This window comes from Nostoc sp. GT001 (assembly GCF_030382115.1).
In the GTDB taxonomy this organism is placed as follows: Bacteria; Cyanobacteriota; Cyanobacteriia; order Cyanobacteriales; family Nostocaceae; genus Nostoc.
Map to the genome: position 1 here is coordinate 1,351,095 of NZ_JAUDRJ010000003.1, position 12,500 is coordinate 1,363,594.

The window sequence follows — 12,500 nt, forward strand, 5'->3', positions numbered from 1 at the left end:
TTTTGACTCATAACTTGTTTCATGCCATCCAAAATCTTACCACCGCCCTTAAAACCTGGAGACTTATTACGAGTAATTGCCCCTAGTGGTGCTTTGCGAGAATTTGAGGAATTTAAACAGAGTCTAGAAATTTGGCGATCGCGTGGCTACAAACTAGAAATCAGTCCCCAGATAGATGACAAATGGGGTTATCTAGCAGGGACAGATGAAACCCGTCGTCAACAGCTAGCAGCAGCATGGCAAGATCCTGATTGTCGTGGTATTCTCTGTGCCAGAGGTGGTTTTGGCAGCACCCGCATCTTAGAAGATTGGAATTGGCCAAACTCAGGGCTTCCCAAGTGGCTTATAGGCTTTTCTGATATCACAGCTTTATTATGGAGTCTTTATACAGCAGGAATTTCCGGCGTTCACGGCCCTGTAATGACAACTTTGGCAGATGAGTCAGATTGGTCTATTAAACGATTATTTGATTGGGTAGAAGGTAGTTCTTTCACACCTCTTAAAGGTTGCGGTTGGGGTGGTGGTGTGGTTACTGGCGCTTTGTTACCAGGTAATCTGACAGTGGCTACTCACCTTTTGGGTACACCAATCTTGCCACATCTGGATGGTGTAATTCTGGCCTTCGAGGATGTTACCGAAGCACCTTATCGAATTGACAGGATGCTGACGCAGTGGCGTTTGAGTGGTGCTTTGTCTCAAGTCTGCGGTATTGCTTTAGGCGGTTTTACTCGTTGTGAAGCGCCACCAACGATATCTAGTTTTAGTGTAGAAGAAGTATTGCGCGATCGCTTGGGTGATTTGGGGATTCCCATTGTCTCCGATTTACCTTTTGGCCATGATAGTCCCAATGCAGCCTTACCAGTGGGTGTAGAGGTAACTTTAGATGGGGATGCAGGAATATTAGCGATCGCGCATCCCCATTAAGCTAAAATTCAGATCCGCTTACGATTAAATGTTCTAAAACACTAAAGAGAATGATTGTATCAAAAGTTTCTTTTGGTAGAATTTCTATATAAAAAACTATAGATAGTGTAAAGTATTACATGTTTGAACGCTTGCGTGATTATTCAAGGAAAACGTGATTGATGGATAAAAATTTAATAATTGATGTGGGTGTTCACACAGGTGAAGATACAGAGTTTTACTTAAAAAAAGGCTTTCGCGTTATTGGTATTGAGGCTCATCCTGAGCTTTACGAAGCTACGAAAAAGCGACTAAATTTATATATAGAAAATGGTCAACTTACCCTCCTAAATATTGCTGTATCACCGAAAGATGAGCCAGTAACTTTTTACGCCAACTTAGAGAGAAGCTTTTGGGGTACAACTTCACCAGATTGGGCTATTCGGAACGCACACTCTTTTGATGCGCCTTCTATTGAGATAACTGTAGAAGGGCGCAGATTTGAAAGAATTTTGGAGGAGTTTGGCATTCCCTACTATCTCAAAGTAGATATTGAAGGTGCTGATTTATTATGCATACAAGCATTACGGCAGTTTAATACTAAACCATCATTCCTATCTATCGAATCAACCAAAACTTCTTGGAAAGAACTGCTAGAAGAATTTGCGCTATTAAAAGAACTTGGCTATCACAAATTCAAAGCTATTAGTCAGGAGCATGTACCTAACCAAGTCTGCCCTTCACCAGCACGAGAAGGTCAATATATCCCACATCAGTTTGAATATGGTGCTAGCGGACTTTTTGGAGAAGAAACCCCAGGTACTTGGCTTTCTGAGAGTGAAGCAATCAAGGTCTACAAAGGCATTTTTTGGACTTATAAAATAATTGGAGTGAATGGGATTATTTACCGATTCCCCATAGGAAAGATGTTCCTAGACAAGCTTAAAATCCAGGAACCTTGGTATGATACCCATGCTAGTCTATGAACACAGCATTTTATCCTAAACATAAAAACCACTGTGGGGCTTGAGTTTAACTCAATCCCATTTCCGGTAGCAACGAGCTGTACAGTAATAAGGGTGAAAAACTTCTAAGAAGTTGCTCTGAATCGTCCTGTAGAAAGTTTCTACTACTTGAGGATCGTCGATGTGAAAAGGGTAATCTTGATTAAAGCCTTTAAAGAAATACCAGTTCAAAATTGTTTTACCACCAGGTGTCAGCGCTTGATGAAACTTTAGTAACTGTTGGCTGGGATCTGACAAATGTTCTAAAACATCAAAAGAAATGATAGTATCAAAAGTCTCTTTTTCAGGCATTTCCAAGTAAAAACTCATTTTGTGGCTCAAACCCATCTGTTCAGCTCGATAACGCACAAAATCATAATGAATAGGATTAAGATCGCAATAGATTACTTGATCAACCTGTGGACAAAGGGCAGCATTAAGTGCATGAGTGCCAATCCCGCCGCCAAAATCTAACACCCGACCTTGAGCATGATCTACAATCAAATGTAACGTGTTTTCAATATTTTGACTTTGTTCTAGATGCCAAGCTCCTAACTCAAATAAATAAACTTCTCCCACCTGGTCACGATAAAAGTCTGTTGCTTTTTCCCAATCAAAATCTTTATGGCCTAACTCGGCCATTTCTTCTTGTCCTGTCGCTAACTTTTTTTCTAGTGTTTCTGAATCTAAATGCAAAAATTCCTGTAAATGTTGTTTTAAGTTAAATGAATTTTGCCAATAATCGCTTAAGAAAGCTGGAGCGGGATACTTAACCATGAATTGTAACTATTATCATTAATTCAATAATCTATATCTTAAACTGAATCAATGTTTTCTACTTACTTTTTTTCAAAAAACTAAATTTTAATAATTCTGTAGACATACTCACTAATCTGAGCTATAGCCCCAAAAGGAAAAATAAGTTAAATGCCATTTTCAGGGCAACAATGTTTAAGTAGTGTTTTATCAAGTCTGTAAAATTGCCTGAGGGGATTAACCAGTCTAGTGTAAATCACGGTAAAATTTACTTACCTTTACTGTACAGCAAGTATTGCGCGATGCCTTTGGTGGGTGTAGCCATCGCTTGCTTGATGCCGATTATGGCATATTGAATACCAGTGAATAAATTACAAATAGTATCATTATTTGGTTGTGATGCTATGTTGTTAGTAAGTAGGTAGACATAATTAAATATAAAATAAACTCCTAGTTTGCAGTGAGCGATTTCTCGCTCAGAGCAAGGATTATCAGGACTAAAGTCCTTACTACAAACTTTAAATTTATTTATGCCTAGATACTTATGAACAATTTTCAACTAGTTACAAATTAAACATCTAACTCTTATGAGTCCCATTGTCTTTGACTTTAGTCCCGAAATTTCAGTTATACTTTGTACCTACAACCGAGAAAAATATTTGAATATTTGCATCAATAGTGTCCTCGCTCAAACTTTTAAAGATTGGGAACTGTTGGTAGTTGATGATGGTAGTAAAGATAATACTTTTGAAATTGTCAATCCATATTTGCAAAAATTTAACAATATACGTTATTTAAAACACCAAAATAGAAAATTAGGGTACTCTAAAAATGCCGGAGTTCAAGCATCCTTTGGCAAATACATCACTTTTATTGACAGCGATGATACATATAGACCCAATCATTTAGAGTCGCGACTTAAATACATGCAGGCTAATCCAGAAATTGACTTGATTGAAGGAGGCTTTTTCTCTGAAGAAGAGATTTTTGTAGCCGATTATTTTCAACCAGGTAAAATAATTAATTTACGCGAATGTGTTTTAGGTCCTACATTTTTTGGTAGGAGGCGAGTATTTTTTGAATTGCAGGGATTTAATAATATTCCCTATGGAGAAGATACAGATTTTTGGAAACGGGCAGATAAAATTTTTAAAACTCAAAAAGTTACAGAACCACAAACCTACGTTTATACCAGAGCAGAAACAAGCATTACCAAGGATGTTTTGGAACAGCGCTCATTAACCTAAAAACTTTAATTCAGTTTATCTCGATCCACCCAGTATAACGTTACCTGCAACTATGCATATTTGTCATATAGTTTTGAATAACATTGGTGGAGCACCAAAAGTTGCTGATTCGCTAATTTCTTCTCAATCCAAAGCTGGCTACCAAGTCTCTACTGTGGTGCTTACTGTTTTAGAGCCACAATGGATAGTATCTTTTAAAGCGGCTAAAACTGTGATTGTTATGAAAGTTGCAGGTACTCTATTTATTATTGGGGGGATAATACACCAAATATGGGTAGCGATAAAATTAAGCAGGGTTATTGCTGAACAAAAACCAGATATTATTGTTTGTCATACTGCATTTATTACTAAACTCTTTTATCTATCTAAATTCATCCCTGGCAGTTTCTCTGTTCCATACATTAGCTATATTCACAGTGATTATATTTCGGAATCACGGGTTGAACTTAAAACAAACCCCATCAGCGCCTTGATTCAAAAATTCTTTATAAGTCTTGCTAGCAGAATTGATATGCTTGCGCTTCAGCAAGCTAGTGGATTAATATTTGTTTGCAAGTCTCTCTATCAAAGATTCGCAAATATTGGGTTAAACCATCATCGAATAGTGATATCCTACAATCCAGCAATAGATGATATTAGTAACCAACCTCTTCATCCTACAGCCGCATCTTGGTTTAACAATTCGCAGTTGATTACCTTTGTATGTGCTTCTAGGTTTCACCATCAAAAAGACCATAAAACCTTACTCAAAGCATTTGCTAAAGTTAGTCAAAATCACTTAAATATTCGGCTTATTTTGTTAGGAGAAGGTGATTTAGAGACAGAAATGCAAGTTCTAGCAAAGTTTTTAGCCATTGATGAAATTGTGCTGTTTGCCGGTTCTGTTCTCAATCCTAGAGCTTATTTCACACTGTCTAGAGCAGTTATACTTGCTTCCCATTTTGAAGGCTTACCACTGGTTCTTGTAGAAGCTGTAGCTAGTGGGGTAACATTTATTTCCACTGACTGTCCAGTTGGCCCACGTGAGATTTCTGAAGTACTTAAATGTGGAACGATAATACCACCAAATGATGTAAATGCATTAGCAGAAGCCATTATTGAGCATGTAAAAACTCCTCAGAAGAAGATTGAATGCTCTGAGCAAATTGCACAATTATTTAGTGAGGCTAGCTGTGCTAAAAGATTAGAAGTTTTGATAAACCAAGTTATTGCCCAATGAGTATATGCTATTTTACCTAGTACTTATATCTAAAGACTTTCTATGAATATTAGTTTTTTAGCTTTTAAAATTAGAGATTTTTGGTGTTCATTGAGAAATTTTGCTCGGCAGCTTTCTCTTTTAGGAATTACTCTGATATGTCTTATATTTTTATCTAGTTGTCAGGGGATAATACCAAAGGAAGATGGGGTAATTCATCTGACACTATGGCAAGCTATTAATCCCCCTGCAAATCGAGATATATTTCAAAAACTAGTAGATAAATTTAATCAAACTCATCCTGATATTCAGGTAGAATCTATCTTTGAGAGTGAACCTCAATTACCAAAAATATTGACATCAGTGGTTGCCAATGTACCACCAGACCTGCTGTCATTCCATCCTGAATATACAGGTCAATTTGTGGAATTAGGGGCACTTCGACCTTTAGAAGATTGGTTGAATAAATCGCCCCTCAAGTCAGACATTAGACCTAACTTATTGCCAGAAATGCAATTAGATGGTCACATTTGGTCAGTGCCAATGCATACCAGTAATATTGGTATTTTTTACCGTCCTAAACTTTTTGAAGCTGCGGGAATTACAGAATTACCCAAGACTTGGGATGAATTGAGACAAGTTGCCAAAAAATTAACTATAGACCGCAATGGGGATGGCCGCCCCGAACAGTATGGGATGTTACTGCCTTTAGGAAAAGGAGGATGGACTGTATTTAGTTGGTTCCCGTTTTTATTTGGTGCAGAGGGAGAGGTTGTAACTAATAATCGCCCCAATTTAACGAATTCGGGTGCGATCGCGGCCTTAAAATTTTGGCAAGACCTGATAAAAGATGGTTCAGTAATGCTTTCTGCTCCAGAACGAGGTTATGAAGAGGAAGCTTTTCTTACAGGTCGTGTTGCGATGCAAATCACAGGCCCTTGGACATTAATCATGAAATCTGAGGTCGATCATCAGGTATTACCCATACCAGCAGGTATCAGACCTGCTACAGTCACAGGTACTGGAAATTTTTTTGTGATGAAGACCACACCAGCAAGAGAGCAAGCAGCATTCAAATTTTTAGAGTATGTTTTGAGTGAGGAATTCCAAACCGAATGGAGTATAGGGACGGGTTTTTTGCCAGTTACCCTTACATCGGCTCAAAGCAAAGCTTATCAGCAATTCATCAATGAAAAACCAGTGTTAAAAGTTTTTTTCGATCAATTACCTGTGGCACGTTCTCAACCAATTATTGCTGGATATAGTCGTCTTTCTGACAGTCTTGGTCGAGCTATAGAAGCCACAGTACTAGGAGAGTCTGCTGAAAAAGCCCTTAAGAAAGCACAAGAGCGTTTAGATTTGATTTGGGATGACAAATAAATAGAACTAGTGCTGAGTGCTGTTAACGGTAGCGGGGTGTTGAGCCAGTTCTGAGTGATAAATCTCAGTCCCTAGTCATTCTTTTATCCTTGGTTTTTGAAATTTGTTTCATAGGGACTGCCTCCTGCCTCCAAACCTGTAGCTTTGTACTTCATAGAAAAGAAAACTATTGTAATTAACTACTAGCATTAGTAAGAATTCCTACAAGTACTCGCACTAATTCTTCCAAACCTTCGGGAACGCGATAAAGTTTGATATCTTGCATGACCCGTTTATCTTGCCGATAAAATATTCCAAATCGCCAATCTTCTCCATTTGTTACAGCACCATACAAAGTTGATGTTTGCGAATCTGTCCATTGGTCGAGTGCTATCAATTCAATTGCAAGTTGAGTAAATCCCCGGCTTAAATCGGATTGCTTGGCTTCAACCACTAACAGGGAATTGAAAGATGAAATATAGTAATCAAAACTCCCTTTGAGTTGTTCGCTAACATTAATGGGGTACTCAATGTTTAGTTGAGTTTGCGTTTGGTCGCAAATTTCCAACAAAATAGGAGCAATTAAAACTTCACGTTTTGCAGCTTCACTGATAGGATTTACGCGCATGATATTGCGCCGTAAGTAACGCTGTAAAAATTCTAAATAGTCAATTACGCCTGAATATTGTGGTAGTTGTAGCGATGCGCGTTCGTAACTACATCCCAGTTCCGCCAAGATATCTCCTGGGGTATATGGTAATTCAAAATACTTACTAAATGTATAACTTTGACCGGGTTGGAGAATGCGCGGGCGAGTCATAAATATTAAGGTTATAGAATATATCGATAAAAGTCAGGAAGAAACTCCAGTTTTGAGATGTAAATTTCTTTTCAATGTACACAAACCAATTGCTGGTATGGCTCCTAAAATCGCTGCTGTCAGTCCTTGTCCACTCCAATATAGTATGGGAGTACGGTAGGTTTCTGGAATCAAATTTTGCATAATAAAAAGCAACCAAACCAAAATAGTGATCCAGAAAAAAGAGATTGAGGGTAAAAAATTCCACCACCAAATATCTGCTGTATATCGCCTCAACACCAGCCATTGGCAAATCCCTAGCCAAATTCCAGAAATTATATATGCGATCGCAGACAAAAATCCAAAAATCAAAGTATCTTCAGAAGATGATGAGGCAATGGTTGAAATGTAGTTAATCCAGGCTGTAGAAACACCGTTGGCAATCAGCCAACCGACACTAGTAGCAAATAGCCACTGCCAACCCGGTAAATATCGGTAAAGCACAAGAGCTTGGTCAGCAGCAAAAATCACGGCAAATACAACGTTACTAAGACTTCTAACCAAAATGATCCATGTTTGTGGTTGATTAGCAACGTTAGATGAGAGACTTTGGAAAATAATTTTCTCTAAAGCGATACTGGCAACGCCACCGACAACCCATCCGATGAGGGTCATTAAGGTAAACTGAATAAAGAACCTCTGTCGCTGCGATCGCGGAATCAAATACTTTCCTAGATTAGGCTCATTATTAGCAGATGCAAGATGATCGGGACTGTTAGAGTCAGTTTGCATAGAGAATTAAGAGAGTAGATAGTGGAGACAACACAAAAGAGTGACGAAATTCTTTTATATTCCACTTTCTTTGTTAATTCTTGTTTTATCCCATTCCCGACCCGATTTCCCTTTGGTGTAAAGAGACTAGGGCTTTTGCTGACAACTTGCTAATAAAGCGTAATCTCAGAATGATAAGCTAAACAGTGGCATAAAAGTTGTGACTTAGGATGAAGTGATAAATGGGTGTTTATTCAACGACTCCTCATCTCTTACGGGCTGCTCGTGGTGAAGTAGTAGATCGTCCCCCTGTATGGATGATGCGACAAGCGGGACGATATATGAAAGCATATCGAGACTTAAGAGATAAGTATCCTTCGTTTCGCGATCGCTCCGAAATTCCAGAAGTAGCAATTGAAGTTTCTTTGCAACCCTGGAGAGCTTTCCAACCAGACGGAGTAATTTTATTTTCTGATATTGTCACCCCATTACCTGGTTTGGGGATTGACATGGATATTGCCGAAGGTAAAGGCCCAATCATTCACTCGCCCCTCCGCACTCAAGAACAAATCGATGCTCTGCATCCTTTAGAACCAGAAGCAGCTCTACCATTTATCAAGACAATATTGCAAGCGCTGCGTTCGGAAGTAGGCGATAAATCAACGGTGTTGGGCTTTGTGGGTGCGCCGTGGACATTAGCAGCTTATGCAGTTGAAGGAAAAGGTTCTAAAACCTACTCCATCATCAAAAACATGGCATTTTCAGATCCAGCGATATTGCATCAACTGTTAGCTAAATTAGCAGATGCGATCGCCATCTATGCCCGCTACCAAATTGACTGTGGCGCTCAAGTTGTACAAATGTTCGATTCTTGGGCGGGTCAATTGAGTCCTCAAGATTATGACACCTTTGCTCTCCCCTATCAGCAGCGAGTTTTCCAGCAAGTCAAGCAAACCCATCCTGATACACCTTTGATTTTGCTAGTTAGCGGTAGTGCGGGTGTGTTGGAAAGAATGGGACAATCTGGCGCTGATATTGTCACTGTAGACTGGGCAGTGGATATGGCAGATGCACGAGCCAGATTGGGTAAACAAATGAAAGTTCAAGGAAATCTTGATCCTGGCGTGCTATTCGGCTCTAAACAGTTTATCCGCGATCGCATCCTCGATACGGTTCGCAAAGCCAGCAATTGGGGTCACATTCTCAATCTCGGTCACGGTGTCTTGCCAGAAACTCCCGAAGAAAATGTCGCTTTCTTCTTTGAAACCGCAAAGGAATTGAATCTTGCAGGAGTTAAGGGTTAGGAGTTATGAGTTATGAGTTATGAGTTAGGAGTTAGGAGTTATGAGTTATGAGCTATTAAGTTATCAGTCGCGAGGTGCAGAGTTCTTTTTTATTCTTAACTCCTCACTCCTCACTCCTAACTTGATTCTTAACTCCTAACTTTATAAATAACTCCTGATTCGGAACTTTTAACTTAATTCTTAACTCTTAACTCCTAACTCCTAACTTATTAAAATCTTAGTATGAGCCAGAAGCGGATTTTAGTGACTGGTGCAAGTGGTTGTGTAGGTCATTATTTAACAGAAGCCTTAATTAAAGAAACAAATCACGAACTGTATCTATTGGTTAGGAACCCAAGCAAACTGCAAGTTGATACTAAGGCACGTTCAGGCATCAACGTTTTGCAAGGTGATATGCAGAATATTCGCCAATTTGCCGATTTGCTATCCACAATTGATACAGCGGTACTCACAGCCACGGCTTGGGGTGGTGATGAGACATTTGATATTAATGTCGTCAAGACAATCGAGTTACTCGAACTGCTAGATCCAGAACGTTGCCAACAGGTGATTTATTTTTCGACAGCTAGCGTTTTGGATCGCTACAATCAACCATTAAAAGAAGCCGGGGAAATTGGGACGGATTACATCCGTTCTAAATATGAGTGCTTAGAGAAAAAAGAAAAATTAGCGATCGCACCCAAAATTACCACAGTTTTTCCAACTGTAGTATTGGGCGGTGATGCGAATAAACCCGATTCTGCTGTCTCATCTGGTATTACAGAAGTTACCAAATATATTAATTTAATTCGTTTTTTAAAAGCAGATGGTAGTTTTCACTTTATCCACGGACGAGATATTGCCACTGTCGTACGATATTTAATTGATCATCCTGCTAAAGATAATCAGCCACTTCGGCTTGTTTTAGGTCAAGCACCGTTAACTGCTAATCAAGCAGTCAAACAAGTTTGTGCTTATCTGGGCAAAAAGATTTACTTTCGCATTCCCATATCCATAGCATTGGCTAATTTAATTATTGTCCTTTTCCGCATTCGCATGGCCGCTTGGGATCGGTTTTGCATGAACTATCGGCATTTTACTTATGAAAAATTCATCAATCCCGATAGTTTCGGCTTGCCAAATTATTGTGCAACCATGAGTGATGTTTTGAAAATTAGCGGTGTTGAAAAGGCTAAAAATTGATTATAATCTGTGGCTTTTGACAACGTTTGGAAAATATTAGCAGAAAATTATCCTCATCTCGTAGAGAGCGTCTGGGGTCATTGGGTATGAGTGAAGAATAGAAAATTACCTCTTTCCTCTCTGCTCTCCAGTCCCTTGATTTGAGTTAAAAATATCAATGGTAAAATAAAACAACTTTAATAAAAAGTCAATAACTCTTTATTTTCGTTAGAGTGGGATAACAATCAAAGTGTGAGGATTGATACTACATGCGAATCTTGTTAGTGTATCCAATATTTCCCAAAACCTTCTGGTCTTATGAAAAAATCCTAGAGTTAGTCGATCGCAAGGTTTTATTACCACCTCTGGGTTTAGTAACAGTAGCCGCGATTTTGCCCCAAGAATGGGAATTCAAGCTGGTAGATCGTAACATCCGCCAAGCAACAGAAGCAGAATGGGCATGGGCAGATATAGTAATTCTCTCTGCGATGATTGTCCAGAAACAAGATTTACTTGAGCAAATTCAAGAAGCAAAAAAACGTGGCAAGTTAGTCGCAGTTGGCGGCCCCTACCCTACCTCTGTACCTCATGAAGTTGAAAATGTTGGCGCAGATTTTCTCATTCTGGATGAAGGGGAAATCACGCTGCCCATGTTTATTGAGGCAATCAAAAGGGGAGACACATCTGGCACTTTCCGCGCCACAGAAAAACCTGATGTCACCAGCACACCAATACCCCGCTTTGATTTATTAGAACTGAACGCTTATGACATGATGTCGGTGCAGTTTTCCCGCGGGTGTCCCTTCCAGTGCGAATTTTGCGACATTATTGTTCTCTATGGGCGCAAACCACGCACCAAAACCCCAGCGCAATTGTTAGCAGAGTTAGATTACCTCTATGAATTGGGTTGGCGGCGGGGTGTGTTCATGGTGGATGACAACTTTATTGGCAACAAGCGCAATGTCAAATTGTTGCTGAAAGAGTTAAAAGTCTGGATGGCAGAACATAAGTATCCCTTCCGATTTGACACTGAAGCTTCAATTGACTTAGCACAAGACCAAGAAATGTTGGAGTTGATGGTTGAGTGTGGTTTCTCGGCGGTGTTTTTGGGAATTGAAACGCCGGATGAGGATAGTTTGCAAATGACCAAGAAGTTTCAAAATACTCGCAGTTCTCTAACTGAGGCAGTGCAAACCATCACCAAAGCCGGATTGCGCCCAATGGCTGGGTTTATTATCGGGTTTGATGGCGAAAAAGCCGGTGCAGGCGATCGCATCGTCCGCTTTGCTGAACAAGCAGCAATTCCCTCTACAACCTTTGCCATGTTACAAGCGTTACCTAACACTGCGCTTTGGCATCGCCTGAAAAAGGAAGGAAGATTACGGGAAAATCAAGACGGAAACATCAACCAAACAACATTGATGAACTTCCTACCCACCCGTCCTTTAGAAGAACTTGCACGAGAATATATTGAAGCATTCTGTAGTTTATACGACCCAATACAGTACTTAGATCGCACCTATCGCTGCTTCTTGATGATGGGTTTGCCAAGTTGGAAAGCACCAGCCAAAATGCCAGAGTGGGTAGTTATAAAAGCGTTGCTAATTGTGATTTGGCGACAAGGAATCAAACGGGAAACCCGCTGGAAATTCTGGCATCATTTGTTCAGCATTCTCAAGCGTAACCCTGGAGTTATCGAGCATTACATCGCTGCTTGCGCCCACAACGAGCATTTTCTAGAGTATCGCCAAATTGTCCGCGATCAAATTGAAAGTCAGCTAGCTGAATATTTAGCACAAGGTGCAGAAACGCCTTATGTTCTAGTTAAGGAAAAAGTAGAGGAAAAAGCTGAAGCGGTAGTCAGTTAAGTGTGGTAACGGTTAATAGGTAAGAGTTAAAAAATTACTTATTACCCGTTACTAAAACTAGTATGCTATTCAAAGTATGATAGTCCTAACTCGACACTCACTGAATGGCAAAAACACCAATTGCTCTCTA

The 12,500-nt window shown here is 39.6% G+C and carries 11 protein-coding genes; 8 read left to right on the forward strand and 3 right to left on the reverse strand.

What is annotated here, in order from left to right:
- Positions 1 to 21: 21 nt before the first annotated feature.
- Both QUD05_RS08450 and QUD05_RS08455 read left to right on the forward strand, forming a co-directional pair.
- Positions 22 to 924: a S66 peptidase family protein gene (locus QUD05_RS08450; RefSeq protein WP_289795670.1), complete on the forward strand. Its 903-nt coding sequence runs from the start codon at positions 22 to 24 to the stop codon at positions 922 to 924.
- A gap of 161 nt (positions 925 to 1,085) precedes the next feature.
- Complete coding sequence (locus tag QUD05_RS08455; protein WP_289795671.1) at positions 1,086 to 1,889, forward strand: FkbM family methyltransferase; 804 nt, start codon at positions 1,086 to 1,088, stop codon at positions 1,887 to 1,889.
- A gap of 51 nt (positions 1,890 to 1,940) precedes the next feature.
- On the opposite strand, the gene QUD05_RS08460 is transcribed toward QUD05_RS08455, so the two are convergent.
- Positions 1,941 to 2,684, reverse strand: a complete 744-nt coding sequence (locus QUD05_RS08460; RefSeq protein ID WP_289795672.1) for a class I SAM-dependent methyltransferase — start codon at positions 2,682 to 2,684, stop codon at positions 1,941 to 1,943.
- A 566-nt stretch (positions 2,685 to 3,250) separates the two neighbouring features.
- Here QUD05_RS08460 and QUD05_RS08465 point away from each other — a divergent pair.
- From QUD05_RS08465 to QUD05_RS08475, 3 genes are all read left to right on the forward strand, one after another.
- The gene (locus QUD05_RS08465; RefSeq protein ID WP_289795673.1) at positions 3,251 to 3,910 is read left to right on the forward strand and encodes a glycosyltransferase family 2 protein; all 660 of its coding nucleotides are present in this window, start codon (positions 3,251 to 3,253) and stop codon (positions 3,908 to 3,910) included.
- 73 nt (positions 3,911 to 3,983) lie between these two features.
- Positions 3,984 to 5,129, forward strand: coding sequence for a glycosyltransferase (locus QUD05_RS08470; protein ID WP_289795674.1), 1,146 nt, complete (start codon positions 3,984 to 3,986; stop codon positions 5,127 to 5,129).
- A gap of 42 nt (positions 5,130 to 5,171) precedes the next feature.
- A complete protein-coding gene (locus QUD05_RS08475) occupies positions 5,172 to 6,488 on the forward strand; it encodes an ABC transporter substrate-binding protein (protein ID WP_289795675.1) in 1,317 nt (438 codons plus the stop codon).
- A gap of 175 nt (positions 6,489 to 6,663) precedes the next feature.
- Here QUD05_RS08475 and QUD05_RS08480 read toward each other — a convergent pair whose 3' ends face one another.
- Together QUD05_RS08480 and QUD05_RS08485 are read right to left on the reverse strand one after the other, a co-directional pair.
- Positions 6,664 to 7,287, reverse strand: coding sequence for a hypothetical protein (locus QUD05_RS08480; protein ID WP_289795676.1), 624 nt, complete (start codon positions 7,285 to 7,287; stop codon positions 6,664 to 6,666).
- A 33-nt stretch (positions 7,288 to 7,320) separates the two neighbouring features.
- Positions 7,321 to 8,058: a hypothetical protein gene (locus QUD05_RS08485; RefSeq protein ID WP_289795677.1), complete on the reverse strand. Its 738-nt coding sequence runs from the start codon at positions 8,056 to 8,058 to the stop codon at positions 7,321 to 7,323.
- 221 nt (positions 8,059 to 8,279) lie between these two features.
- On the opposite strand from QUD05_RS08485, the gene hemE reads away from it, so the two are divergent.
- The 3 genes from hemE to QUD05_RS08500 all read left to right on the forward strand — a co-directional run bounded on the left by hemE (position 8,280) and on the right by QUD05_RS08500 (position 12,370).
- Positions 8,280 to 9,341 carry a uroporphyrinogen decarboxylase gene (gene hemE, locus QUD05_RS08490; RefSeq protein WP_289795678.1) on the forward strand — a complete coding sequence of 354 codons (1,062 nt, stop codon included), beginning with the start codon at positions 8,280 to 8,282 and terminating at the stop codon, positions 9,339 to 9,341.
- 222 nt (positions 9,342 to 9,563) lie between these two features.
- On the forward strand, positions 9,564 to 10,523 hold the full coding sequence (locus QUD05_RS08495; RefSeq protein ID WP_289795679.1) for an NAD-dependent epimerase/dehydratase family protein: 960 nt from the start codon (positions 9,564 to 9,566) through the stop codon (positions 10,521 to 10,523).
- A gap of 248 nt (positions 10,524 to 10,771) precedes the next feature.
- Complete coding sequence (locus QUD05_RS08500; protein ID WP_289795680.1) at positions 10,772 to 12,370, forward strand: B12-binding domain-containing radical SAM protein; 1,599 nt, start codon at positions 10,772 to 10,774, stop codon at positions 12,368 to 12,370.
- Positions 12,371 to 12,500: the final 130 nt, after the last annotated feature.